This window comes from Mesorhizobium maamorense (assembly GCF_044998965.1).
Classification (GTDB): Bacteria; Pseudomonadota; Alphaproteobacteria; order Rhizobiales; family Rhizobiaceae; genus Mesorhizobium.
In genome coordinates, this window is sequence record NZ_CP173356.1 from 3,404,595 (window position 1) to 3,429,287 (window position 24,693).

The window sequence follows — 24,693 nt, forward strand, 5'->3', positions numbered from 1 at the left end:
ATTCTTGGCTTTGCGTCCATTTCTTCGCCGAATGGACTCGTTCTCCGAACCGCGGCGATGGACTGACGGCCGGATGCAAGTACATTCGGCGCAATATTTGGCGAAGTTGCCCCCAGAGGCCGGTTTCCGGGCGGCCTTCGAGTTCAGTGACGCATCGTCTGGAGGCTGCAACCGTGAGTCCAGAGTCCTGCTCATCCTTGCCGTTGGCCGCTTCGCTCGCGGTGTTGTCGCTGTACGCCACCGCAACGAGCAATGCGGAGGCTGCCTCGTTGGCTGCACGCGGCAACGAACCCGGTTGGCAAATTAGGATCTCGGACACCGCGCTCAGCTTTAATGCCTTAGGGGGCGAGACCTTCACAGTTCAGCCGGCTCCGCGCCCCACAAGGCAAGGCGACGCCGACACCTATCTGGCGACGGTCGACGGCCGGCAACTCGCGCTGACCATCGCTGCCAAAATATGCGTCGATACCATGAGCGGAATGCCATACCCCCAAACCGCGACCGTCATCCTTGGCGACCGGAAATTTGGGGGCTGCGCCGGAGAGCCGGGCGACCTCCTTCACGGAGATTGGCTCGTGGACGAAATTCGAGAAGAAACCACGGTCTCCGATTCGAAACCCGCCCTTGCCTTCGAGCCAGATGGACGCATCCATGGGAATGGCTCGTGCAATCGGTTCTTTGGCGGCTTCGCCTTGACCGGAGAAGCGCTGACGATCTCGGAAACCGGCTCGTCCAGGATGATCTGCGATCAGCCCCTCATGGATCAAGAGCGCAATCTTCTGGAGGCACTCGGGTCCGTCCGTCGCTTTGAAGCCCCACAGACAGGACGAGTGCAACTGTTGGACAAGGATAGCCAAACGCTGGTGAGTTTACGAAGATAAGCCGGCGCGGCCAGCAGCATGCAGAACCCCGCAGGACGATTTGTGTTGGTTATCTCGCTGGCATTGCTGGTGCAAAGCTGCGCCGGTCCAAGAGCCGTGACGGGCCTTGCCTCGCCTGTACAAATTAGCAACGAAATGTCGGCCATTTCCTTCCTGATCGCCACCACGCGCACAAGATCGCCTATCTCCGAACCGCCCTATTCGCGGGATCGTTCCCCGATATTGAGCTTTTCGCAGTTGACTGTCGTCGTGCCGGCCACACACCGGCCGGGCGTCGTCGAGACGTCATCGACATCACCCGATCCGAAGCGCCATTTTTTCCGCTCGTGATCTTGTCCGCTTCGAGAACAGAGCATCCTTCGCAGGTCGGTTGAACGGGATGCTGGCGAAGCGTCCGCCTTCGGAGCGCGAGGTGTTTATCTTCGTGCACGGCTACAACAACAATTTTGCCGAAGGCCTGTTTCGTAATGCCCAAGTCGTCCACGACTACCGCATCTCCTCGGTTCCGGTTCATTTCTCCTGGGCGTCGGCGGGATCTATCGGCGCCTATCTTTTCGATCGCGATAGCGCTCTCCAGGCGCGGGACGGCTTGGCCGAAACGATCGAAATCGCAGCTCGATCGAACGCTAGCGGTGTTTTCATCGTCGGCCATTCCATGGGCGCGTATGTCGTAATGGAGGCGCTTCGCACCCTTGTATTGCAAGGTAAGGCGGCGGTTACCTCAAGAATCCGCGGCGTCTTGCTTGCCGCGCCCGATATCGATCCAGATGTCTTCAGCAGCCAAGTCAGGGACATACCCCAACTGCCGCACCCCTTCACGATCGTTGTCTCTCGGCGAGATCGCGCCTTGAGCCTGTCGCGGCGCATTGCAGGTGGCCAGCCACGAGTCGGCAGTGGCTTCGATATCCCGCTCCTTCAGAAAAAGGACATTCAGGTTATCGACATTTCCGACGTGGACGGCGGCGGCCACAGCGGCTTTGCAACGTCGGAAACACTGATGAAGCTGTTGAGGTCCGGGCCCCTGCTGCGCCGTCTCATCGTGAACGAAGATATGCCGGTCGAAGACAAAGCCGAAGAGACCCGGCAGATCATCTTCGATAACGCCTCCCTCGTTCTCCATCTGCCGCTCACAATCCTGAAGCGGTCGGCATCCCGGCAATCCGTGTCCCAGCAGCCGGCGTCCGAGATCGGCGCCATGTGATGAAAGCCCCTGCATTTTGAATCAGACGGAATGAACATTTGGAAGCTGAAGTCGCGATAACTCAATCAATCCTGCTGAAGCTCGTGCTTGCGTTGCTGCTCGGCGCGCTGATCGGTGCGGAACGCCAGTACCGGCAACAATATACAGGACTTGTGACGCACGCGCTGGTCGCACTGGGCGCGGCGGCATACTCCTCGCTGCCGGGCGCTCTTGGCTCAGGTCTCGATCTTAGAATGGGGGCTCAGGTCGTAACGGGCATTGGCTTCCTTGGCGCCGGCCTGATCATCAGGGACGGTTCCAACATAAGAGGGTTGAGTACGTCCGCGACGATCTGGAGCACTGGCTCTGTCGGGGTCTTCGTAGGCTTTGGCTTTCTGCTGCTGGCCGCGGAAACCGCAATGCTCATTATTATACTCAATTCGCTTCTTCCTAATTTCTCAAGATTCTTTCGAAGGCACTCTCAGGAACAACCTGCCGTCGAATACACGTACACCGTAGAGATCGTATGCTCACAAGATAATGTTTATTTGCTCAGATCGATTCTGCTTCAGACCATCAATACAAACCTCCTCCGCCTACGCTCCCTTAACAGCCATCCCATCAATGAGGGCGACGCCATGAGAATAGAAGCAACGTTGTTCAGCAACCGTGATGATGCGCAATCAGTCGAACGCGTCGTCGCTCACCTCGCGCTCGACTCGAATGTTCAGTCGGCTTCCTGGGAGCCGGAAGAAAAAGACCGAATAGAGCGAAAGCCAGAAAGACCCTCGACACCACCTCGAAACGTCAAATTTTAAGGAGCTGCTACAATGGAAGGAAACACCAAGGCCTTGTTGGCAAACAAATTGATAGCTATCGGCCTCTTGCTCATAGGCTTTCTCATTTTTGCATCGGGCTATCGCTATGGCTCTCCATCGAGCATCATGGTTGGCTGTCTTCTCTTTGCTATCGGAATCATTCTTCTGATTATAAAGATCGCCCGCAGAAACAAGCCGGACTCGGTTGCTTGACTTATCGAGTTGGACGAAAGCGATCGCGTCCAACTCCAGTCCGGACAAAAGACTTGGAGAGGCCCTCGTTGTTGGAGGCTCCTAACTGGTACGCCCGCCAGTATAATTCCGTGGTCGCGCGCACCCGCGAGTCCGATCCCGACGCGGAATTCCATATCCAGCAGATTGGCGAGCAGCGCCATGCATCGAGCCTTGCAACGATAGACTATGGCGACGCGTTCGTCCTCGATTTGCGGGACAAGGGTGGCATCGCCATGTCCGGGGCGATCAATGACGATGCGTTGACGGCGGTGTTCCTCTGGGGCGAAGGCACGACCTTCAACGGACAACGGAGTGAAGTACCGCAGTTGCGGATCATCGGCCCGGGAACAGAATTCAAGCTGGAGATGCCAGGAAGCTATCGCCTCATGCGGATCGGTCTGCGTGGGTCCGCGCTCGAGTCTCTGCGCACGGCATCAGCCTCCCACCTGGGCCAGAGGACCGCGCTGATGCCAGGGATACATGAGCAACGCCTCACGGCAGGAGCCGAGCTGGAGCTTCAGCAGAGGCTGTTGCGAACCGTCGGGTTCGCGGAAGCTGCAGCACAGCGTGGCTATGACCTAAGTGCCGGCCTGGCCGTTGCGGCGAGCGAAGCGGGCGCCGCGCTCGCGCGGGTGCTTTCCCTTACGGAGCAACCATCCCCCCGCGCCCTCGGCTCCAGCGATCGGCGCGATATCGTAGATGCCACCCTGGCCATTCTGGAGGCAAAGCCTCATAGCCCTGTTTCCGTCAGTGCAGTTTGCGAGGTACTGGGCATTGGCGAGCGAATGTTGGAGCGCGCCTTTCAGGAACGTCTGGGAGTCAGCCCACGAGCTTACGAGCGGGAGCGGCGGCTTCGGGCCGCGCACGGCCTTATCCTGACGCAGGGCGATCGCCTCTCGATCACCGACATCGCCATGAGCTTTGGTTTCTGGCACCTGGGCCGTTTCGCTGGAGCCTATACGTCAATCTTCGGATGCTCCCCCAGCGAGGCGCGTCGGCGCTTCTGGAGACACGCAGCACCAGACTGATGGGATGCTCAACCTGCCGGTCCGAGGCTGGTTAACGCGAGCCCCAGGCATTTTGATCAGGATGGGAAGACGGTGGAGCGTCGACTCCTGTTGGACGGAGGCAGTCGGCAGAAATGCCGGATCCCCCGCGGTCGGCGAATCCTAAAGCCAAGGACACACCTACGCGTAGGGCCTCATCACAGCTATGTGCAGCCCGCATTCGGCCTATTTGCCTACTGAACCACCCCAATCCGAGAGCTTTCAGGCACTCCGTCGGAAAGTGGATAGAAATTGGTCGGCCGTCAGGAGATTCTGATGGCGCGACCTCAGTGGGGCCGCAACAAACTTTCCGACCGGTTGGTCGCAAGCAAGAGAAATGCAAGGTCACTCCACATGGCGCGCTCGGCGGCGACGAGAATGGCCATGGTCGCAAGGGTAAATACGATGCGAAAAACGCTGTCCCAGCTTCCACGAGAAATAAACGCATTGTCTACGTTTGGGATTCCTAGCCCACTCTAGGGGAGCATCTCCGGCTTAAGCTTGCCTCAAAATCAATCATCCGCGGCGGCAGGTTGAGGGTGTGTTTTATTGTCGCTTTCCTTGCGGGAAACGACCTGCCGACCTCTTGAGCTGCCTATACTTCGGCGTCTCATATACGACAGGAGTTTGTTATGGACGCGAGAGTAACCGCTGCCGGCATTCCCACCGACCCTTTTGCGGATGAGCCTCTAAGATGCGCCATCGACGTAAATAGCTTGTCGGCACCCCCAGCCGAACAGTTTGATTTCTATCGATCATGGTTTGCCGGGGTTGCCGAAATACAGCTTCTTCGGGCCGAGCACGCCGTGTTCCCGGCTCGTCATCAGGTATGGCAGTTGGGCGATCTGGCGTTGAGTTCCATCGAAATCCCAGGCTCCGGCTACGAGATACAATGGGAACATCGCAGACGGTCCCTGTTGGATCACTGGATGCTGTCGGTGCCGTTCTCGCAGTCTGCTGCCGGCGAGATGATATCTCGTCGGCCCCGCATGAGGTGTCTGGCCTTGCCCGATGTTGGAGTGAGCAACGATGATCTGTTCATCACACTGTTTCTGCCCCGCACATGGCCGGCAACCAGATCATCGAAAATCGAAGCCAGCGACGAGGCACTGGATTTTCTTGCGCACTACGCCGTTCTGCTGCACCGCTCACTTCCTCATTTGAGAGAAGCGGATCTGCCCCATATCGTCACCGCGACTGCCAACATTTCCGCGGCTGCTCTTATGCCGACAAAAGATCATCTGGCAGAGGCGCAAGGGCCTGTGAACGCGGTGTCTGCCGCTCGGATTGCCAAGCGTATCGCAGAGAGATTGAGCGATCCCGACTTGACGCCCAACAAACTCTGCCGTGCGGTCGGTGTCTCACGCTCCCGTCTCTACCGGATTTTCGAGCCGGTGGGCGGTGTGTCCAACTATGTGCGGCGTAAGCGGCTGCTGAAAACGCGCGACGCTCTAGCGGACAGTTCGGACAGGCGAACGATCTCCAGCATTGCCGAAGTATGGGGCTTCCAAGATCCGTCTACCTACAGCCGGATGTTCAAAACAGAGTTCGGCATCTCTCCAAGGGAAGCGCGCGAACTCGGGTGGCAGGGCGTCAAGCATTCGACCTGGCTGACTGTGGATGAGCCCGTCGCGGATGCTGGCATCCTGAGCAACCTTCTGATCAACAATTCATTGGGATTGTCCCTTTCTTCAAGACAGTGACGGATTCCTGGCAGAGGTCGGGGGCGCCTGGAGGATCATCCCACGAGCTACAAGAAATATACGTCAAACCCATATTATGGATTCCTCGCATATTTTTCAAAAATCGATGACCGTTTAAGCTCAGCCGTGTCCTCTTCATTAGCATCACGATTTTCGATAACTCCACTCTGGGTTTTTAATTGTCAGGACCGTCTCCTTGCGAAAAGCACATCGTTCATTGTTGATCTGCTAGCTCGATAGGAGCTTGTGATGGAGGTAACAGTACGAAGCGATACTCTTGGCGAGCCGATCGCTGGAGCAGTTGCCATACACGCTGCCGACATCCGCACATCATCGATTCTGCTGGCTGGGCGAGATGTTCTTGTCGACTGGTTCTATACCACCCAAGCAGGTGCGGGTGTCAGGATTTCAAGTCCCATAACCTCGATCTCGCCGCGGCTACATCCGCCGGGGATGAGCCCGATACGTCTGGTCTCTTGATCGAGAATTCCATGGGGTTGCCGTCACCCTCTTTCAAGCAATGAGTTTGCCTCAATGCAAGACAAGCCATCAATTGTCAGCGAAAGCGAAACGATCGGGACCCCAGAACCTCTAAGATGCGTCGTAGACGTTGATACCTCGCAGGCGCCACCGCCCGAGCAATTCGACCTTTTCCGGAGTTGGCACTCAAATATAGCCGACGTCGAATTGCTGCGAGACGGGTTCGGCTCGTTCTCTGCGCGCGAGCGGGCGTGGCGGTTGGAGAGCCTCGTGCTGGCTTTCATCGAATATCCCGGGATGGGGTACCGTCGGCGGTGGCGCAGCAGAAAGAGTCCGGTGTTCGACCACTGGGCTCTTTCGGTGCCCCAGACAATCCCCGCGGGCGGCGGCACGCCAAGAATGGGACAGCTGCGCTGGCAATGCCTGGGTGCACCCCATGAAGACCAGGGTGAGGATGACGGTGTCCTTGCGCTATTCCTTCCGCGGGATTTCGCCTTTTCGCAACCCTTCACGCTCGATATCCGGCCCGAGATGGCCGCATTCGTCGCCGACTATGTTCTGCTGCTCTATCATTCCTTCCCCCATCGCACGGAAAGCGACGTCCCGTATGTCGCATCGGCGACCACCAGCCTGCTTGCCGCGTGCATTTCCCCGTCCCGGGATCACTTTTTCGAAGCACAGGAGCCGATCGACGCGGTCATCATGGCCCGCGCGAACAAGATCATAATAGCCAATCTGGCCGACCGGAGTCTGACACCGGGAAAGCTCTCGCAAGACCTCGGCATTTCACGCTCTCGACTTTATCGGATTTTCGAACCAGCCGGAGGAATCTCGCACTATATCCGGCGACAGCGGCTGCTGAAAACGAGGGACGCGCTCGGAAACATCGCGGATGGACGCCCGATTTCGAACATTGCGGAGGAGTGGGGCTTCATGGATCCCTCGACATATAGCCGGACATTCAGGCGCGAGTTCGGAATCTCGCCCAAAGAGGCGCGGGAGGCGGGCTGGCTGGGCCTCAAGCACCCTCCGTTGGCGGAGCGGTCGAACAACGGCAAACCTTCTCTGAACAGCCTCCTGGCCAACAATTGCCTTCTCAGCCATCAGCTTTCGACTACGTGATTGGAGTCTTCGGCTGAGGTAATCTTGTCGAAGACAAGAGTGAACCCATTCCTTGGCGAAGCTGGAGATTGGACGCCGGTTCGAACTGCCCGCCGGGAACACCGCGCAGTCTGACGAGGCGCTCGTATGGCATAAGAGATTGCACCCTCAGCGGAGAGGCCGATGTCAGAAGTGTTGGTCCCGATAGCGCAGGCTCATCGAAGCTCATAAAATACCAGCCAAGAAGTCATTAAATTTCGGAGGTTCATTTGGTGAATTCTTTGAGCAGACGATCCGTGATCGTTGGGGGAATATCATTTCTGGCGCTGTCCGGGCATGCGGAAGCTTCCCAAAAGAGTTGGTATATCGGGAGAATTCCAGATAAGCCTTTTGACATCCCTCTCGTAGACAAGACGCGCATCCCCCAGCAATTCCGTCGGCAAACAGTGCCTTACTTGGGTAGGGAAACCGCCGGAACAATCCTAATCAACAAGCAGGAGCGCTTCCTGTACTATGTCGAAGACGCAGGCAGGGCGATCCGCTTCGGCATCGCTGTCGGTCGGGATGGACAGCGATGGGGTGGAGAGGCCATCGTTGAACGAAGAGCCCAATGGCCGACCTGGACCCCCACCGCCAACATGCGACGCCGTAATCCGAGCTTGCCGCAGCGCGTTCCGGGAGGCCCAAACAATCCTCTCGGCGCCCGGGCGCTGTATCTATATCGCAATGGCCAGGACACGCTGTATCGCATTCATGGGACCAATGAGCCGTGGACCATTGGAAAAGCTGCATCGCATATTTTTGAACTCTTCGGAACGGTGCGCAACGGCGCGCGCGTTATCGTTGTCTAGCCTGCGGCAATCATGAATGCCATTGCGCGGCACCTCTAAATGCCGAGGCCGACGCGTGGAGACATCCTCGTCACAGGACACCGTCTCTCAGGAAGGTTGAGCGCAAAGGAAGCCGGCGCTTCTCCGGTTTCGTTTGGCTACCGCACGACCAATACAGGCACACTTCCATCCGCGAGAACCTCCGACGTCTGGCTTCCCAGCAAAAGCTTTCTGATGCCACGACGGCCATGGGAAGCCATCACAATCAGGTCGCAGCCTCGTGACTTGGCGGTGTCGATGATCGCCTTGGCCGGGTAGGTATCCGGGACATGTAGAAATTCTGCGGAAACCCCCATCCGGTCGGCTGCCTCCCTGACTTGATCGAGGACTTGCCCTGCGAATTCCTTGCTCGCGGCCTCAAAACTATCAACCTCCTCCTGCGAAGGAATAGACCCGGAGGTAAATCCGGTTCCATAGTCAATCAGCATTGGCTCCGTGACCGTGACAACTGTCGCCTTGGCAGCCAAGGCTTTCGCCAGGGCTATCCCCTGCTCAACGCCCTTCCTGGCGACGTCGGAGCCATCCGTGCTCACGAGGATATGAGTGTACATCTGAGTTCTCCCTGCCTGGTCGACCACGGTTCCGGCAACACCAACACTCGTCGAGATATGCACGTTGGTGCACTGCAAGCCCTCTCTTGGACATCCAACTCACGCCGCTTGTATCGCGACGCTGGGCACATTCGGGAGCGGACGCACCATCTCCAAACCGCGGAGGAATAGCGCTAGCCCGGCCCGACGATCACCAATTGCCTTTTCGTGTACCAGCTATGGTTAAATCACAGACAAGACGACAGATGTTCGCAATGCCTTTGTTGCCCGCTCAACCTACAATTCATCGAGTCATTGCGTTATGTGCAATTTATCCCAATGAATTGCATCTCGTCCAATTCTCCTTGTTGCGACGTGCATATGTTGGCGATTCCCCTTTCGACCCCAAAATCGAACAATATGATTTGATCAATGTATCTTTCGGTGAGTATCTCCATGTGAAAAGAAGCACATTATTGACTGGAGGGGCGGCAGCCGTCACCGCCTGTCTGCAAAGCCCGCCTTTTCGCAGTCGATGGGACGTGCATCTTGGGGTTAAAGGCGACGCGCCCCTGCACCGCGCGAATGACTCGGGCGGAAGCTCCGAGCCCGAGCGACCAATCGATCTTTTCTGATCCCGGCACAGGATCGTTTTCGGTCATAATTCGAAGAAAGCAGACAGCCAGATCCGCGACTATGCCGATTTGCGTCCGGCTTTGGCTTTGGGGCGGTCCTTGATCCCCTCCTTGGCGAGACTCTTGCGGAGAACCGACGCCAGATCGATAACGTTCTCCTTGGGCGGGGGCACCGGTTTGGGCGGCTGCTTGCCCTTGCGTTTTGCGTCGATCAACGCGATGAGCGCATCCTCGTAGGTGTCTTCAAATTTCGACGGATCAAACTTGGTCACTTTTTTGTCGATCAGCAGGCCTGCGATTTCGAGCAGTTCCTGGTCATATTCATGGCTTTCCAGGTCTTTGAATACGGTCTCTTCCGAGATCATCTCGTCATGGGTCCGCAACTCGGTAAGCAGCATTCCCTTGCCATATGGCTGTATCACGACTTCGCGTCCGCGTTGGTACAGCACCACGCAAGACCGCGCCGCCACGCCCTTCTTGGCCATCGCTTCGCGCAGCACGGAGAAGGCCTCGGTGGAAGCACCGTCGGCAGGGATCAGGTAATAAGGCTTTTCCAGGTAGCGCGTATCGATATCCTTGATGGCGACAAACTCGTCGACCTCAAGCGTGTGCTCAGACGTCATCTTTAGCTTTTTGATCTCGTCCGGTTCGACCTTGATGAAATCGCCCGCGTCTGCCTCGTAGCCTTTGACTTGGTTTTCGCTATCGACGACATCGCCCGTCTCTTCGTCAACATAGGCAGCCTTGACGGGCAATCCATCTTTCCGATTCAAAATCTTGAAGTGGATTTTCGATGCCTCACTGGTTGCACCCACAAGCTTCACTCCGCACGACACGGACCCGACTTTCAGAAACCCTTTCCAAACTGCTCGTGGGGCCGCCATGCAGTCCTCCTGTCGCGCCGATCCTTGGCACAAACGTCAGCCGGATCGTTCCGTTCCGCCCGCCTGATCAGCATCGACGCACGCGATCGCATCACGGATGGTGCGGCTTTCCATGCCAACGGTGCCCCCGCGCGGCGTCAATCCTGCTTTCGCCGCGACAAATGCGAGAGCAGCGCGGTGATCAGGCTGCTTACCACAATCCATGCGGCGATCTCGCCGTCATGCACCTCAGGCCGGCGCGGCGTGTCTATCTTGTCGCCGCTCAACGCCACTACCGGCGCAAGGTCTGGCCGGCTTCCGCGCCTGACCGAGTAAGCGCGCGTAATTTCTGCACCGAAGAGGAATATCTGCGCTGAATAATAGACCCAAAGCAGCACCACCATAAGCGCGCCTGCCGCTCCGTAGGAAGTCGCTATCGCGCTGGTGCCGATATACCAGCCGATCAGCGACTTGCCGATGGTGAACAGCAACGCAGTAACCACCGAACCGACGGCAACATCGCGCCATTTGAGCGTGCGATCCGGCAAGACCTTGTAGATCGCCGCGAAGAGGAGCCCAATTAGCAAGAAAGAGACAACGGTGTTGACGCTGCTGAGCACCAGTTCGCCGAACGGCAGGTGGTGATTGATGACATCGCTCAGCGCGGTGATCGCTGCGCTTGCCGCCAGCGATACCAGCAGCATGAAGCCCAACGCGGCAACCAGGCCGAGGCTTGCCGCGCGCGCCCGCACCAGGCGCGAAAGCGACAGGCCGTCGGCTTTTACCTTCCAGATCTCGTTCAACGACTGTTGCATCTCACCGAAAACACCGGAGGCAGTGAAGAAAAGTGTCACCAATCCGATGAGCGTGGCAAGCGTCCCGGACCATCGGTGCGAAGCCGTCTCGATCGTCGCCTTGAGCAGATCGGCACTCTGCGCGCCCATCGCGCCGGATATCTCCGCTGACAGGGCGAGCTGGGCCGCATCCTTGCCCACCGCCAGACCAGCGACCGCCACGACGATCAGAAGGATCGGCGCCAGCGATGTCGTGGCGTAGAAAGCCACCGCTGCCCCGTGGCTCAACGCATTGTCGTTGATGAAGCCGGTGACGGCATCCTTCAAAAGAATCCAGGCACCGCGAACCCAGTGTGGCATCTCCCTCATCCGTCACGCCATATCGGACGCGGAGCGTCGTGGCCTGTCCCGATTGATGTCACGATCGGTGGAAACTGCCCTGCACGCCGTTTTTTGGCCGCTTCCGCCAGTGCCAACACCGCGTTGCGGACCCCCGGTCTGGATTGCACGGTTGGCGTCAGGCCCTTCATGGCTCGTCGCATAGGGCTTCCAGTAGCCGATATAACGCGCGAGTTCGGCCACCTCGCCGATGGGGTCAAGCTTCATCGAGCGCAGCCCGTCGGTAAGGCTGGCGCGGTGAGATGGCGTGGATAATCCCATCCCGCGAGCTCGGCCTCGTTGGCGAGCTTTGCGTCGCAGGGTGATGCGTCAGCCATTTCGGGCCGCGCAATTCTTCTTGAGCCTTATGATCGCCGATTTGTGGACGGTAACCACACCGCCACAGTCAATCCGTACGCTCAGCTTGTTGGTTGCGGGATCGACCCGAGTGACGTCCCCAACAAGAACGACTTTGTCTCCGACGTGAGTTCTGGGGGCGCATCGATCGCATAAGGACGATCATAGGAGGGGATGCTCACCCTGGCGCGTCCACTGGGAAGCATGTCCATGACCGTACTCGTCAGGGCAACTTCATCACCGATTGCAACTTCTCGAGGCAGGTTGAATTGCAGCATGGCATTTCTCCCGAGACTATCCCAAATCAATGCTGGCAGCTCGAGTTGGTTGCCTGAAATCGCACCTACATAGCAGGCAATCGGAGACCTGCCGACGCGGATCGCGAACCGCGAGCTCAACAGCTCGCCGGGAAGGAGCACACAGGGCGGAACCTCTAAGAGCCAAGCCAACCGATATTGCGTGATCGCGAAACGTCCCAGCGTGCAACGGCGTCTCGCCCGAGGTTGGGTTGCATCTTATAGGGCTGGCGTTAGCCGTAGCACCCGAGGTATCCCCGAGTTGGACATTTGCTGTCCGTTTCCGCAGGAAGAGCATCCAGCCTGCAGCACGTTAGCTTGCCGTAACGCTGACGTAGAACAAGTTGAGATCGGAGCGTGGGGCGCGCGAGACGCTCCGTCATCTCGACGGAGCGCTCTTCGCCGTTGGAGACGAAAGCGCGCCTTTGCGGAACAAGCAGCCCGCGCCTCAGTTATGCAGGTACTGATCCCGGGGACGGCGGCTGGCTATGATGTTTTCCAGTGTTACACCGTTGTAGTCGAGGCCTATCGCTTTTCTGGATTTTCCCGGCGGTAACCCTGTCCGGTTGCGCGGGAGGCGTGCTCGACCCGCAGGGACCGGTCGGCGCCGGCAACCGCACGATTCTCCTGAACTCGCTGGCCGTGATGCTGGTCATCGTCATTCCGACGCTGGTCGCGCTGCTTGCCTTCGCCTGGATATTCCGGGCCTCGAACCGCAGGGCTCGGTATGATCCAGAGTTCACCTATTCCGGCCGGATCGAGCTCATCGTCTGGTCGATTCCGACGCTGACCATCCTCTTCCTCGGTGGCTTGATCTATTATGGATCGTACCATCTCGATCCTCGCAAGCCGATCGACACCAGCCGGCCGCCACTCGAAATCCAGGTGGTGGCGCTCGACTGGAAGTGGCTGTTCCTCTATCCCGATCACGGTGTCGGAACGGTCAACCAGCTGGTTATTCCAACCGGCATGCCGGTGCGTTTCAGATTGACCTCGGCCAGCGTCATGAACACCTTCTTTGTGCCCCAGCTCGGCAGCATGGTCTATGCCATGAACGGCATGCAGACCGAGGTCAACCTGCAGGCTGATCGCGAGGGCGAGTACTTCGGCCTGTCGGCGCATTTCAGTGGCGATGGCTTTTCGGACATGAATTTCCGTGTCAGGGCAGTCTCGGCTGACGCCTTCGCCAGTTGGGCCTCCTCCTTGCATGGCGGAGGCGGCGTGCTCAACGCCAGCGCCTATCGCCAGCTTGCCAGGCAAAGCATCAACGCGCCGGCATCCTCGTTCGGCCATGTGCAGCCGGGCTTGTTCGATGCGGTCGTGCACCAGACGCTACCTCCGGGGCCGGGACCTGCTGGAACCGCCGCCGGAGAGCCGCAGGTGAGCCCGAAAGCTGAGCCCAGGGCGGGAGGGCCGCCCATGGCTCACCAGCACGATGAAGGAGGATGACGATGCTCGGCAAGCTCGACTGGTCGGCCGTTCCCTTTGACCAGCCTATTCCGCTCGGCGCGGCCCTGATCGTCTTCCTGGCCGCCGCCGCCGTTCTGATCTGGGTAACGATCAAAGGCTACTGGCCCTACCTTTGGCATGAGTGGATAACCTCCGTCGACCACAAGCGGATCGGCGTCATGTATATCGTGCTGGCGGCGCTGATGCTTCTGCGCGGCTTCGTTGACGCAGTCATGATGCGCGCCCAGCAGGTGCTCGCCATCCACGGGCCGGGATACCTGCCGCCGGAGCACTACGACCAGGTCTTTTCGGCCCACGGCACGATCATGATCTTCTTCGCCGCGATGCCCTTTGTCATTGGGCTGATGAATTTCGTGATCCCGCTGCAGCTCGGCATCCGCGACGTCGCCTTCCCGACGCTGAACTCAGTGAGCTTCTGGCTGATCGCGACCGGCGCGCTGCTCGTCAACATTTCGCTCGTCGTCGGCGAGTTCGCGCGCACCGGGTGGCTACCTTATGCACCGCTGTCGGAGACGACCTACTCGCCAGGCGTCGGCGTCGATTATTATTTGTGGTCGATCCAGATCTCCGGCGTCGGCACCCTGCTCACGGGCGTCAACCTGGCGACCACCATCCTCAAGATGCGCGCGCCAGGCATGGGCTATCTGCGCATGCCGATGTTCTGCTGGACCTCGCTTGCCTCCAACATGCTCATCGTCGCCGCATTCCCTATCCTTACCGCAACCCTCGCCATGCTAACCCTCGACCGTTATCTCGGCTTCCATTTTTTCACCAACGAAGCCGGCGGTAACCAGATGATGTTCGTCAATCTCATCTGGGCCTGGGGTCACCCCGAGGTCTACATCCTCGTGCTTCCCGCCTTCGGGATCTATTCGGAGATCTTCTCGACCTTCTCGTCGAAACCGCTGTTCGGCTATCGTTCGATGGTTGCGGCGACGATGTTCATCTGCATCGTCTCCTTCATGGTCTGGCTGCACCACTTCTTCACCATGGGCGCCGGCGCTGATGTCAATGCGGCTTTCGGCATCGCCACCTCGGTTATCGCCGTCGGCACCGGGGTCAAGATCTACAACTGGCTCTTCACCATGTATGGCGGGCGCGTGCGCTTCGAAACGCCAATGCTGTGGGCGCTAGGCTTTGTCACCACTTTCATCATCGGCGGCATGACCGGCGTGCTGCTCGCCGTTCCGCCGGCCGATTTCATGCTGCACAATTCGCTCTTTCTCGTGGCGCATTTTCACAACGTCATCATCTCGGGCGTGCTGTTCGCGGCCTTTGCCGGCTTCACCTACTGGTTCCCGAAAGCCTTCGGGTTCCGGCTGCATGAAGGTTGGGGCAAGGCGGCATTCTGGGTCACGCTTGCCGGCTACATTCTGGTGTTCGTGCCGCTCTATATCGTCGGCCTTCTCGGCATGACCCGCCGCCTTCAGCATATCGACATGGATATGTGGGCGCCGTGGCTTGTCGTGGCGGCCTTCGGAATCGTGGTGATGATCGTCGGCGCCGCATGCCAGGTCACGCAGCTTGTCGTCTCGATCAGGCATCGCGACGAGTTGCGCGACGAGACCGGCGACCCTTGGGACGGGCGCTCGCTGGAATGGTCGACATCCTCGCCGCCGCCCGTCTTCAACTACGCGCGGCTGCCGCATGTCGAAAACGAGGAGCCCTACTGGACCGTCAAGCAAAGGGCAATGGACGAGCAGAGTCAGGAGACCGAAGAGGACTACGAGGCGATCGAGATGCCGCGCAATAGCCCCACAGGCTTCGTCACCGCCTTCTTCAGCACTCTGATTGGCTTCGCGCTCATCTGGCACATCTGGTGGTTGGCGATTGTCGGCTTCATCGGGGCCTATGCCACCTTCGTTGTATTCGCCTGGCGCGAGCATGGCGATTACGAGATCCCTGCCGAGGAGGTCGGCCGCATCGATCTTGACCGCAAGGCAGCCCAGCTTGCCTGGATGCGTAGACGCGAGCGTGTGGCATGAGCGACATCCCCGCCGGCACCGCAACGCGCGATCCCTACCGGCTGGGCCGCACCGCAGGGCATGGCCATCACGTGTTCTCGGCGACCGGCCACGGCGAGGGAGGCCCGGCCTCGAAGTTCGTCACGGTTGCCTACGGCTTTTGGATCTTCCTGTTGTCGGACATCATAATGTTCTCGGCTTTCTTCGCCGCATATGCCGTCCTGTCCAATTCGGCGGCGGGGGGCCAACAGGCAAGGAGCTGTTTGAGTTGACGCGCGTCGCGGCACAGACGGCGCTGCTGCTCACCTCGAGCTTCACCGGCGGCCTTGCGATGCTCGCGACCCACCGCCGGTCAATGGCCGCCACCCAGTTCTGGTTGCTGGTGACCGGCCTGCTTGGTGCAGCCTTCCTGTTCCTGGAGGTGCAGGAATTCGCGGCCATGGTGAATGAGCAGGCGGGCCCATCACGCAGCGCCTTCCTGTCCGCGTTCTTCGCCCTTGTTGGCTGCCACGGAACTCATGTTGGACTTGGCCTGCTTTGGCTCGGCACCATGATGGCGCAGCTCTGGATAAAAGGCTTTCGTCCCGACATATTGCGCCGGCTTCACTGCTTCAGCCTGTTCTGGCACGCGCTCGACATCATCTGGATCGCCATCTTCACCCTGGTCTATCTGCTGGGAGCGTCATCATGAGCGAAATGGACAGCCGGAACGAGGACATGCTTGACCGCCGCGATTCCGCACCAGGCGAAGAACGCAGCGAGGAACACGAGGTGGCGGGAGGCCTTTCCGGCTATCTGCTGGGCTTTGGCCTGGCAATCCTGTTGTCAGTGGCGTCCTTCATTGCGGCACAAACCGATCTAATTTACCAGCCGGCCGTGATCTCGGCCCTGACGGTGCTTGCCATCGCACAAATGGGCGTCCATCTCGTCTTCTTCCTGCACCTGACGACAGGACCTGACAACACCAACAACGTGCTCGCGCTCGCTTTCGGTGTGCTGATCGTGACCTTGGTCGTTTTGGGCTCGGTGTGGATCATGAACCATCTCAGCCAGAACATGGGAGCGATGGATGCGCATCAGGCTCACATGATGCCATAATGCGGTTCCAGGTCTGTGGCCTGGGCGCAAAACCGCCTATCCGTCGGTTCGGTTACCTTGCGCATAGCGTCTGCACTTTCAGGCGTCGAAAATCCATAGGTGCGGAGAGCGGTGAGGAGCTGGTCGAGCTGTTTGGCCCGGCAATGTCTATATCGGCCCGCTCACGGTCGGCGGCAGAATGAGCTGCTGCCCATGGTCGCAACGTCTGTGCCTTCCATCATAATTTCAGGAACTAGGAACATAGGGGCCTCGTCCGAGTTCCATTGAAAGTGTGGGAACATAGCTCAGTTTGCCAGGGGATTCCTTGCTCTGTGAGCGCTCCCACTTTCCACATTGTGTTCAACGAATGCTCCGGATCATGGGTCGCCCACAGCTTTCCTCCCTGGCTTTCAGCCTCCTGGTACTCGTTAATTGTGCATTGCTGCAAAGCAGGGCCTGGGCACAGCTACCCTGCCCCGCCGACCACGCCAAGCTCCTGGCTGCCCTCAAGGCAAACGTCAAAGCAAGCGGAGGCCCCGCCAATGGCGGCTTCGAGACCAATGAATGGGCGGCGATCGTTACGCGTGACGGGACAGTTTGCGCCGTTGCTTTCAGCGGCCCCACCAGCGATGCGCAGTGGCCCGGCAGCCGGCTGATCGCAGCCGAAAAGGCCAGCACGGCCAACGGGCTCAGCGTTGCCCAGATGGCTCTCTCGACGGCGAATCTATATGCTTCTGTTCAGCCGGGTGGCCCCTTGTTCGGCTTGCAGCTTACCAATCCTGTCAACCAGGCAGCCGCTTATGCCGGCGACAGCAAGACCTTTGGGAGTGCGAGCGATCCGCTGATTAGCAAGCCGATCGGCGGCGTCGTGGCATTTGGCGGCGGCCTTGCTCTCTACGACGGCAAAACGATTGTCGGCGGGCTTGGCATCAGCGGCGACTCCTCCTGCGCCGATCACAATGTCGCTTGGCGCCTGCGTGCGGCCCTGGGCCTGGACAAGGTTCCGGCGGGCGTCAACCCCAACGCCAAGGACGCCATCGTCTACGATCTCGATCCTGGCGGAAAGAGCGCCTCCGGCTGGGGTCATCCGTTGTGCGCGGGAACCGAGGCGGACGTCGCGGCGGAACTCGGCGCCGGAGTGGGAGGTTCGATCCGCAAATGAGGGAATCTCTGAAAGTGGCGGGGAAATACGCATCTGCGACACCAGACGGCCGAGGAGCGGAAAGGGGCCGCGGTTTCGACTTTAGGCCGTTGAAGTGGCTGGTGCTGGCCGCAGGCTGCTCATTGCTGAACGCCGCGGCCGCGCAGTCCGCGGTGACACCCGCCATCACACCGCCCGCCGCAGCCGCGCCACCTGATGACGGCCAATGGACAATGCCGGCTAAGAATTATGCCTCGACGCGCTACAGCGAACTGGCGGACATTAACGAGGACAATGTCAAGAACCTTCAAGTTGCCTTCACTTTTTCGACCGGAGTGAACAAGGGTCAGGAAGCGGCGCCACTCGTCGTCGGCAACACGATGTATATCGTGACGCCTTTTCCAAACATCGTCTACGCGCTCGATCTTTCCAAACCGGGCGCGCCGATGAAATGGAAGTACGAGCCAAATCCTGAGCCTGCCGCGCAGGGCGTTGCCTGCTGCGACGTGGTCAACCGCGGTGCGGTCTTCGCCGACGGGCGCCTCTTCTTCAACACGCTGGATGGTCACACGATCGCGCTGGATGCCGCCACTGGCCAACCGGTGTGGAACGCGCATGTCGGCAACATCAATATCGGCGAGACCATAACCATGGCGCCGCTTGTGGTGAAGGGCAAAGTGCTGGTCGGCAATTCCGGCGGCGAGATGGGTGTGCGCGGCTGGGTCAAGGCGCTGGACGCGGGCGACGGACATGTCGTCTGGACGGCTTACGGCACCGGACCGGACAAGGACGTGCTGATCGGGCCGGATTTCAAGCCGCATTACGACATGGACAAGGGCAAGGACCTTGGCGTGACCACATGGCCGCCGGAAGCCTGGAAGATCGGCGGCGGCAACATGTGGGGCTGGATCTCTTACGATCCGGACCTCAACTTGATCTATCACGGGACCGGCAATCCAGGGCCGTGGAATCCGGACCTTCGGCCCGGCGACAACAAATGGACCTCCGGGATTTTCGCGCGCGATCCCGATACCGGAGCCGCGAAATGGTTCTACCAATGGAGCCCGCACGACCTGCACGACTACGACGGCATCAACGAGCAGATCCTGCTCGATATGAATTGGCAGGGTAAGCCGCGCAAAGTGCTCGTCCGCCCGGAGCGCAACGGCTATCTCTACATTCTGGATCGGACCACCGGGGAAGTCCTGTCAGCGACACCCTATGGGGCCGTCAATTCCAGCAAGGGCGTCGATCTGAAAACCGGGCGTCTGATCGAAAACCCGGACAAGAAAACCGGCACCGGCAGGGTGATCCGGGATATCTGCCCGACAGCATCCGGGCTCAAGGATTGGCAGCCATCTGCGTTCTCGCCGAAGACAGGACTGCTCTACATTCCACACAACAATCTGTGCATGGACGAAGAGGGCCTCGAGGTGAACTACATCGCTGGCACCCCCTATGTCGGCATGAATGTGCGCATGATCCCGGGCCCGGGGGGCAACCGTGGCGCCTTCACCGCATGGGACATCGCGGCTGCGAAGCCGGCTTGGAGCCTGAGAGAGAATTTTCCGGTGTGGAGTGGCGCGGTCGCCACCGCCGGCAACGTCGTGTTCTACGGCACAATGGAGGGCTGGTTCAAAGCTGTGAGCGCAAGGACAGGGGAATTGCTTTGGCAGTTCAAGACCTCGTCCGGGATTATTGGGCAGCCGGTCACCTATCGCGGCCCCGACGGGCACCAATATGTCGCGATCCTGTCGGGCGTCGGTGGTTGGGCCGGCGCGATCGTCTCGGGCGATCTCGACCCGCGCGACGCTACCGCCGCGCTCGGCTTCGTCAATGCGATGAAAGACCTGAAGAACGCGACCACGGCGGGAGGCACGCTCTATGTGTTCCGGCTCCCCTGATGCTTTCGAGTTGAAGGCAGTTCGAAGGCGCGAGGCGAACGGGCGTCTTGTGGCCGCGGTGGCCTCGCTGCTCTTCGCGGTTGCCGCCGACGCACGTGAACTCAAGGTATGTGCCGACCCTAACAATATGCCGTTTTCCAACGCCGCTGGACAGGGCTTCGAAAACAAGATTGCCCAGATCATCGCCAAAGAGCTGGATGCAAGACTTTCCTATACCTGGTGGGCCCAACGTCGCGGTTTCGTTCGCAACACGCTCAAGGCAGGCCTGTGCGATCTCATACCTGGCACTCCCGCCAATCTCGAAATTCTCCGCGCCACCGCTCCCTATTACCGCTCGACCTATGTCTTCGTGACGCGGCGGGACAGTCCCGAGATCACGTCTTTCAACGATCCACGCCTGCGCACTCTGCGCATCGGCGTGCAGCTCATCGGCGATGACGGGGCCAACTCCCCACCGGCCCAGGCACTCGGCCGCCGCGGCATTGTCGGTCATCTCGTCGGCTATCCAGTCTATGGCGACTATTCGGCTCCCAACCCGCCCGCGCGCATTGTCGAGGCGGTGGCCAGCGGCGAGATCGATGTTGCCGTCGTCTGGGGCCCGCTCGCTGGTTATTTCGCCGCCAAGCAGAAGACACCGCTGCGCATCACGCCCGTGACACCTCGAATCGACGGGCCTCAATTGCCAATGGTCTACGACATCTCCATGGGCGTCCGACGCGGGGACGACGCGCTGCGCGACGAAGTGGATGCAGCTCTTGCCAAGCACAAGGCTGAGATCGACGCGACCCTGGCCCGATACGGTGTGCCGCGCCTTGATACCGGCGGGAGCGCGGACCGATGAGGCGGAACCTCACCGTGCTCTTGTCGGCGATGCTGGCCCTTGCCGCTTGCCAGCGGGAAGAGCGCGACACACGTCCGCAATCGGCCCTTGGGTCCGGCCAACAGCCAACGCCGGTGACTGCGCTGGAGCCAGGCGGCCAAAGGCCGCTCCCGAGCGACAACAAGGCGGCCAGCTTCGAGGCCAATGCCTTTCATCTCAGCGAGGGCAAGCGCCTGTTCAGCTGGTTCAATTGCACGGGGTGCCATGCCAATGGCGGCGGCGGCATGGGACCGGCGCTGATGGATGAGAAGTGGATTTACGGCAACTCGATCGAGAGTATCCACGCAACGATCCGGGACGGGCGGCCTAACGGCATGCCGAGCTTCCGAAACAAGATAGCCGATGATCAGATTTGGGAGCTTGCAGCCTTCGTACGTTCGCTGAGCGGCAACGCGCCCTCCTCCGCCGCACCGCAGCGTAACGACGACATGATGGTCCATCCGTCGGAAAATCGCCTCCCCGATGCCGCGACGCTGGGGAAATCGCCGTGAAACGCCTTTTTCCCAAAGCGTGTTGCGCAGCCGCCCTCCTGGCGCTTTCAGGTTGCAGCGGCTGGCAGTCCGCTCTCGATCCGAAAGGCCCCGCCGCGGGCGAGCTCGCCTGGCTGATCTGGTTTTTCACTGCCCTGTGCGCGGCCGTGTGGATGTTGGTGATGGTCGTGCTGGTCGCCACCCTGTTCCAGCGAGTTCGAACAGGAAAAGATCCGCTCGTGCTCGACCTCGCTTCCGAACATCGCAAAAGGCGCGTGGTCTTGACCGCGGTTGGGGTGACTGCGGCGATCCTAATTGGGCTGACCCTGTTGAGCTTTTTCGCCAACAGGACGCTTGCCGGGATCGGCTCGGACGAGGCGCTGACGGTCCGCGTGACCGGCCATCAATGGTGGTGGGAAGTGCGCTACGAGAATGCCCAGCCAAGCCGCATCCTGACGACGGCGAACGAAATCCACATTCCGGCCGGCGAGCCGGTTCGGCTTCTTTTGACTTCAACAGACGTAATCCACTCCTTCTGGGTGCCGAGCCTTGCCGGCAAGCTCGACCTCATCCCCGGACATATGAATGTGCTGGACATCAGGGCTGACAAGCCAGGCGTCTATCGTGGTCAATGTGCTGAGTTCTGCGGCGCGCAGCACGCCAACATGGGCACCTTCATCATTGCCGAGCCGCGGCCGCAGTTCGATGCCTGGCTGGACGACCAGTTGCGGCCTGCCGCCGCTCCGACCAATGCCGAAGCCAAGGCCGGCGCGGATCTTTTCCTCCAGCGGCCCTGCGTGATGTGCCACAGGATCGGCGGCACACCCGCAGGCGGCACGGTAGCGCCCGATCTTACCCATATAGCCAGCCGGCAAACTCTCGCAGCCGGAACGCTGACGATGAGCCGCGGCAATCTCGCCGCTTGGATCACCGACCCGCAAGGCATCAAGCCCGGCTCCCACATGCCTGTAACGGCTCTCAATGGCGACGAGCTCAATGCCATCATTGCCTACCTCGAGGGGCTGAAATGACCAGCGCCGACCTGACGAGCGGACGTGACCTGCGGGCGGAGGCGCAAGCAAAGGGAGATCTCGCTCCCGAGCATGACGGACCGCGCGATACCGGTATGGAGCAAGCCGATCTCCAGCGGTGGCTGGAGCGCACCTGGCGTACGCCCCCGGGTATCATCGGCGCGCTGTCGAGCGTCGACCACAAGGTGATCGCCAGGCGCTATCTGATCACTGCCTTTGTCTTTCTGTGTCTGGGCGGGCTCAACGCAGTGGCTATGCGTGTTCAGCTCTCGGGACCACAGCGTGGGCTGATCGGGCCGGACCTCTACAACCAGCTGTTTACCATGCACGGCGTCACGATGATGTTCCTGTTCGCGGTACCGATCGTGCAGGCGACCGGCATTTATCTCGTGCCGCTGATGGTCGGCACCCGCAACATTGCGTTTCCGCGGCTGAATGCGTTCAGTTACTGGGTCTATGTTTCGGGCGGCCTGTTCGCCTGGGTGTCTTTCGCTCTCAACATGGCGCCGGACGTCGGCTGGTTCGCCTATGTGCCGCTGTCCGGTCCCGAATTCGCCCCTGGCAAGCGCGCCGACGTCTGGGCGCAGATGATTACCTATACCGAGGTGTCTTCACTGGCTGTGGCAGTGGCGACGATCGTCACGATCTTGAAGCAGCGTGCTCCCGGCATGTCGCTGGACAAGATCCCGCTATACGTCTGGGCGATGCTGGTCACCTCCTTTGTCGTCGTCTTCGCAATGCCGGCGGTGATGATCACCTCGACATTCCTGATCCTCGACAGGCTGGTCGGCACACACATCTTCAACCCGGCCGAAGGCGGTGATGCCTTGCTGTTCCAGCATCTGTTCTGGTTCTTCGGTCACCCCGAGGTCTACATCATCTTCCTGCCGGCGACCGGCATGGTCTCCTCGATCATCCCGGCTTTCGCCCGCCGACCGGTGTTCGGCCATCTCGGCATGGTTCTGTCGTTGATCGCGGTCGGCTTCCTGTCCTTTGGCCTGTGGGTCCACCATATGTTCGCGACAGGCCTGCCCAAGCTCGGCGCCAGCTTCTTCACCGCTTCCAGCATGATGATCGCTATTCCCAACGGCGTACAGATCTTCTGCTGGCTGGCAACGATGTGGGACGGCAGACCGGTGATCCGCACGCCAATGTTGTTCGTGTTCGGCTTCTTCTTCATCTTCGTCATCGGCGGTCTCACCGGCGTCATGCTGGCCTCCGTGCCGCTGGATCTGCAGGTGCACGACACCTACTTCGTCGTCGCGCATTTCCACTATGTGCTGATCGGCGGATCGGTATTCCCGCTGCTGGGTGCGGCCTATTTCTGGTTTCCTAAAATCACCGGCCGCATGATGAGCGAGCGCCTGGGCCGCTTGCATTTCTGGCTGGCCTTCATTGGCTTCAACGCCGCCTTTTTCCCGATGCACATCGTGGGGCTGTGGGGCATGCCGCGACGGGTCTACACCTATCCGGCCGAGCTTGGCTGGGGGAACATCAACCTGTTCATAACAGCAGGCGCGGTGGTCTTCTTCCTGAGTTTCGTCCTGTTCACCTTCAATCTTGTGCAGGGCGCGTTGAAAGGCGCAGCGGCAGGCAACAATCCCTGGGAGGCCGGCACCCTGGAATGGGCAACGCCCTCGCCGCCGCCGAGCTATAATTTCGCGCGCATTCCGGTCGTCACCAACGCGGAGCCACTCTGGGCCGAGCGCGACGCTCTTCCCGTAGCGACCGGGCTTCGCGTCGAAGCGCGCGAGCTGCTGGTCTCGACAGTCGCTGAAGCCCATCCCGACATTCGCGAGAAATCGGCGACACCGTCGATCTGGCCGCTCTTTGCAGCGTTCGCCGTAGGCGGCACGTTTCTCTATTCGATCTTCACCCCCTGGGCCATCGTGTGGGGCGCCCTGCCAATCGCCGTCACCTTGATCGGCTGGTTCTGGCCAAAAGGTGATCCGGAGGACGAGGAATGAACGAGCGTCCCGTCACAGATGTTTCCGGTCTCCCCACCTTTGGGCATGGTCCGCGCAGCCCGACCTGGTGGGGCACGCTCGCTTTCATGGCTCTGGAGGGCACCGGCTTTGCGCTCGCCGCAGCCGCCTATCTCTACCTGGCGCTCTCTTGGCCTGAATGGCCGTTGAGTGCACCGCAGCCGAACCATTGGCCAGGAACGATCGTCACGCTGCTGCTGATCGCCAGCCTGGTGCCGAACCACATCCTCGATCGCTATGCCAAGCAATGCGCCATCGTGCCGGTGCGGATCGGACTGGTTGTCATGTCGCTGCTCGGCCTCGCCCCGCTCCTTGTGCGCTGGTTCGAGTTTCCGGCCTTGAACGTTTACTGGGATACGAACGCCTACGGCTCGATGCTTTGGGTGCTGCTCGGGCTCCACACCACGCATTTGATAACAGATGTCGGCGATACGATCGTGCTGACGGTGCTGATGTTCACGCGCCATGGCTATAGCGGGCGACGCTTCGGCGACGTCGGCGACAATGTTTTCTATTGGGATTTCGTGGTCGCAACCTGGCTTCCGATCTATCTGCTGATCTACTGGGTACCGAGGCTCGGCTGAC

At 59.9% G+C, this 24,693-nt stretch carries 22 protein-coding genes and 1 pseudogene; 20 read left to right on the top strand and 3 right to left on the bottom strand.

The genetic code is table 11. The features are described from left to right. Positions 1-146 precede the first annotated feature (146 nt). From ACIU1A_RS17255 to ACIU1A_RS17295, 9 genes are all read left to right on the top strand, one after another. The gene (locus ACIU1A_RS17255; RefSeq protein WP_404924758.1) at positions 147-881 is read left to right on the top strand and encodes an META domain-containing protein; all 735 of its coding nucleotides are present in this window, start codon (positions 147-149) and stop codon (positions 879-881) included. An 18-nt stretch (positions 882-899) separates the two neighbouring features. Beyond that, positions 900-1,211 (top strand): hypothetical protein, encoded by a 312-nt coding sequence (locus ACIU1A_RS17260; protein WP_404924759.1) that lies wholly within the window; start codon positions 900-902, stop codon positions 1,209-1,211. A 49-nt stretch (positions 1,212-1,260) separates the two neighbouring features. Then, on the top strand, positions 1,261-2,082 hold the full coding sequence (locus ACIU1A_RS17265) for an alpha/beta hydrolase (RefSeq protein ID WP_404927945.1): 822 nt from the start codon (positions 1,261-1,263) through the stop codon (positions 2,080-2,082). A gap of 38 nt (positions 2,083-2,120) precedes the next feature. Then, on the top strand, positions 2,121-2,879 hold the full coding sequence (locus ACIU1A_RS17270; protein ID WP_404924760.1) for an MgtC/SapB family protein: 759 nt from the start codon (positions 2,121-2,123) through the stop codon (positions 2,877-2,879). 12 nt (positions 2,880-2,891) lie between these two features. After that, complete coding sequence (locus ACIU1A_RS17275) at positions 2,892-3,092, top strand: hypothetical protein (RefSeq protein WP_140499417.1); 201 nt, start codon at positions 2,892-2,894, stop codon at positions 3,090-3,092. A 110-nt stretch (positions 3,093-3,202) separates the two neighbouring features. Continuing rightward, on the top strand, positions 3,203-4,141 hold the full coding sequence (locus ACIU1A_RS17280; RefSeq protein WP_404924761.1) for a helix-turn-helix domain-containing protein: 939 nt from the start codon (positions 3,203-3,205) through the stop codon (positions 4,139-4,141). A gap of 650 nt (positions 4,142-4,791) precedes the next feature. Then, positions 4,792-5,862, top strand: coding sequence for a helix-turn-helix domain-containing protein (locus tag ACIU1A_RS17285; RefSeq protein ID WP_404924762.1), 1,071 nt, complete (start codon positions 4,792-4,794; stop codon positions 5,860-5,862). A 750-nt stretch (positions 5,863-6,612) separates the two neighbouring features. After that, the gene (locus ACIU1A_RS17290) at positions 6,613-7,464 is read left to right on the top strand and encodes a helix-turn-helix domain-containing protein (RefSeq protein WP_404924763.1); all 852 of its coding nucleotides are present in this window, start codon (positions 6,613-6,615) and stop codon (positions 7,462-7,464) included. 275 nt (positions 7,465-7,739) lie between these two features. Then, on the top strand, positions 7,740-8,294 hold the full coding sequence (locus tag ACIU1A_RS17295) for a L,D-transpeptidase (protein ID WP_404924764.1): 555 nt from the start codon (positions 7,740-7,742) through the stop codon (positions 8,292-8,294). A gap of 137 nt (positions 8,295-8,431) precedes the next feature. Here the strand turns inward: ACIU1A_RS17295 and ACIU1A_RS17300 are convergent, their stop codons facing one another. The 3 genes from ACIU1A_RS17300 to ACIU1A_RS17310 form a co-directional block, all read right to left on the bottom strand. Beyond that, positions 8,432-8,884: a universal stress protein gene (locus ACIU1A_RS17300; RefSeq protein WP_140499425.1), complete on the bottom strand. Its 453-nt coding sequence runs from the start codon at positions 8,882-8,884 to the stop codon at positions 8,432-8,434. Positions 8,885-9,557: 673 nt separating this feature from the next. Further along, entirely contained in the window at positions 9,558-10,382 is an 825-nt protein-coding gene (locus ACIU1A_RS17305; protein ID WP_140517447.1) for a Ku protein, read from the bottom strand. A gap of 137 nt (positions 10,383-10,519) precedes the next feature. Continuing rightward, positions 10,520-11,515, bottom strand: a complete 996-nt coding sequence (locus tag ACIU1A_RS17310; RefSeq protein WP_404924765.1) for a YihY/virulence factor BrkB family protein — start codon at positions 11,513-11,515, stop codon at positions 10,520-10,522. Positions 11,516-12,687: 1,172 nt separating this feature from the next. On the opposite strand from ACIU1A_RS17310, the gene cyoA reads away from it, so the two are divergent. From cyoA to ACIU1A_RS17365, 11 genes and pseudogenes are all read left to right on the top strand, one after another. After that, on the top strand, positions 12,688-13,635 hold the full coding sequence (gene cyoA / locus ACIU1A_RS17315; RefSeq protein WP_404924766.1) for a ubiquinol oxidase subunit II: 948 nt from the start codon (positions 12,688-12,690) through the stop codon (positions 13,633-13,635). A 2-nt stretch (positions 13,636-13,637) separates the two neighbouring features. Next, positions 13,638-15,641 (top strand): cytochrome o ubiquinol oxidase subunit I, encoded by a 2,004-nt coding sequence (gene cyoB / locus ACIU1A_RS17320; RefSeq protein ID WP_404924767.1) that lies wholly within the window; start codon positions 13,638-13,640, stop codon positions 15,639-15,641. Further along, a pseudogene (cyoC, locus tag ACIU1A_RS17325) lies at positions 15,638-16,311 on the top strand (cytochrome o ubiquinol oxidase subunit III). The gene cyoB and the pseudogene cyoC overlap by 4 nt, the downstream one beginning before the upstream one ends. Further along, positions 16,308-16,718, top strand: coding sequence for a cytochrome o ubiquinol oxidase subunit IV (gene cyoD, locus ACIU1A_RS17330; RefSeq protein WP_140517457.1), 411 nt, complete (start codon positions 16,308-16,310; stop codon positions 16,716-16,718). Before cyoC ends, cyoD begins: the two are co-directional and overlap by 4 nt. A gap of 418 nt (positions 16,719-17,136) precedes the next feature. After that, complete coding sequence (locus tag ACIU1A_RS17335; protein WP_404924768.1) at positions 17,137-17,859, top strand: heme-binding protein; 723 nt, start codon at positions 17,137-17,139, stop codon at positions 17,857-17,859. A gap of 122 nt (positions 17,860-17,981) precedes the next feature. Beyond that, positions 17,982-19,742, top strand: a complete 1,761-nt coding sequence (locus ACIU1A_RS17340) for a methanol/ethanol family PQQ-dependent dehydrogenase (protein WP_404927946.1) — start codon at positions 17,982-17,984, stop codon at positions 19,740-19,742. Then, on the top strand, positions 19,723-20,583 hold the full coding sequence (locus ACIU1A_RS17345) for a substrate-binding domain-containing protein (RefSeq protein ID WP_404924769.1): 861 nt from the start codon (positions 19,723-19,725) through the stop codon (positions 20,581-20,583). Before ACIU1A_RS17340 ends, ACIU1A_RS17345 begins: the two co-directional genes overlap by 20 nt. Beyond that, complete coding sequence (locus ACIU1A_RS17350) at positions 20,580-21,113, top strand: c-type cytochrome (protein WP_140521300.1); 534 nt, start codon at positions 20,580-20,582, stop codon at positions 21,111-21,113. Before ACIU1A_RS17345 ends, ACIU1A_RS17350 begins: the two co-directional genes overlap by 4 nt. Further along, positions 21,110-22,123, top strand: coding sequence for a cytochrome c oxidase subunit II (gene coxB, locus ACIU1A_RS17355; RefSeq protein ID WP_404924770.1), 1,014 nt, complete (start codon positions 21,110-21,112; stop codon positions 22,121-22,123). Before ACIU1A_RS17350 ends, coxB begins: the two co-directional genes overlap by 4 nt. After that, on the top strand, positions 22,120-24,090 hold the full coding sequence (gene ctaD, locus ACIU1A_RS17360; protein ID WP_404924771.1) for a cytochrome c oxidase subunit I: 1,971 nt from the start codon (positions 22,120-22,122) through the stop codon (positions 24,088-24,090). Before coxB ends, ctaD begins: the two co-directional genes overlap by 4 nt. Further along, the gene (locus tag ACIU1A_RS17365) at positions 24,087-24,692 is read left to right on the top strand and encodes a cytochrome c oxidase subunit 3 (RefSeq protein ID WP_140649316.1); all 606 of its coding nucleotides are present in this window, start codon (positions 24,087-24,089) and stop codon (positions 24,690-24,692) included. The genes ctaD and ACIU1A_RS17365 overlap by 4 nt, the downstream gene beginning before the upstream one ends. The last annotated feature ends 1 nt before the right edge of the window (position 24,693 follow it).